Source organism: Aequorivita todarodis (assembly GCF_028561335.1).
GTDB classification, from domain to species: domain Bacteria; phylum Bacteroidota; class Bacteroidia; order Flavobacteriales; family Flavobacteriaceae; genus Aequorivita; species Aequorivita todarodis.
Genome location: NZ_JAQQTG010000025.1, coordinates 1 through 1,221, shown reverse-complemented (window position 1 = coordinate 1,221; position 1,221 = coordinate 1). Strand labels below are relative to the sequence as shown.

Annotated in this window: 1 protein-coding gene; it reads left to right on the top strand. The window is 45.0% G+C overall.

What is annotated here, in order from left to right; genetic code table 11:
• Positions 1–65 precede the first annotated feature (65 nt).
• Positions 66–1,195 (top strand): IS3 family transposase gene (locus tag POV26_RS10505; RefSeq protein WP_272856432.1). Its coding sequence is split into 2 segments (ribosomal slippage): positions 66–327 and positions 327–1,195, totalling 1,131 coding nucleotides; the frame shifts between segments, so codons are not numbered across the junction.
• Positions 1,196–1,221 lie beyond the last annotated feature (26 nt).

Here is a 1,221-nt window from a genome sequence, read left to right as displayed (position 1 = left end):
TGTAAGCTTCCCTTAAAACCGAACTGTTTAAAAGTAGAATAATTATCTTAATTTTAAACAGTATTATGAGACGAAGTAAATTTTCACCGCAACAAATTGCAAAGATTTTAAAAGAATTCGACAACGGAAAGAGTGTTGATGAGATCAGCCGTGAGCATGGCGTCAGTCCCGCCACCTTCTATAAGTGGCGCTCTAGGTATGCCGGTATGAACTCCAAGGAGCTCAAGCGCCTCAAGGAGCTGGAAGAAGAGAACGCCAGGCTCAAACAGATGTATGCCACTTTGGCCCTTGACCACCAGATGGCCAGGGAGATCATCGAAAAAAAGCTCTAAAGCCCTGCAGGAAGCGAACCATTGCCAAGGAACTTATTCATTACGGCATCAGTAGGGCGTGCCGTGTCCTCAACATGAGTAAGAGCGTCTATTATTATAGGCCGTTGCCCAAGGATGATACCGAGATAGAACAAGCCTTGCGGCAAAAGGCAAAGGAACATTCAGAAGAAGGTTTTTGGAAGGCCTATGACCGGTTACGCCAAGAGGGGAAACCCTGGAACCACAAGCGTATGCACAGGGTCTATGTGGCACTGGGGCTCCCCTTGCGCAGAAAGGTTAAGAAGCGCTTGCCCGCGAGAATAAAAGAACCCCTGGAGGTTCCCGGCGAGCTTAACCATACCTGGAGTATGGATTTTGTAACAGACGTCCTAGAAAACAAAAGACGCTTTAGGGCATTTAATATAATCGACGATTTTAACAGAGAGGCACTCCATATTGAGGTCGACTTCTCCCTTACGAGCAACCGCGTGGTCTGGGTACTCAACCACCTTATCAACAAAAAGGGCAGGCCAAAAAAGATACGGATGGATAACGGACCTGAGTTTATAGCCAAGATCGCCTCGGAATGGAGCATGATGCACAATATTGAGTTCAAGTATATACAACCGGGCAAACCCACACAAAATGCATTTGTAGAGCGGTTCAATGGAAGTTACAGAAGAGGGGTGCTGAACAAATATATCTTTGAGGATATAGACCAGGTAAGAGAACAGACACAGATATGGATGCACGATTATAACCATTACCGCCCTCACGATGGGCTGGGTAAAATACCGCCAGTAAAATATGCGGAATTTAATTCTCTTGGGGCTAGCCCCAAGAGAATTAAAAATAATAAGTTTGTAGAAATATTAGAAGAATGAACAGTTCTAATTAGGGGAAGCTTACA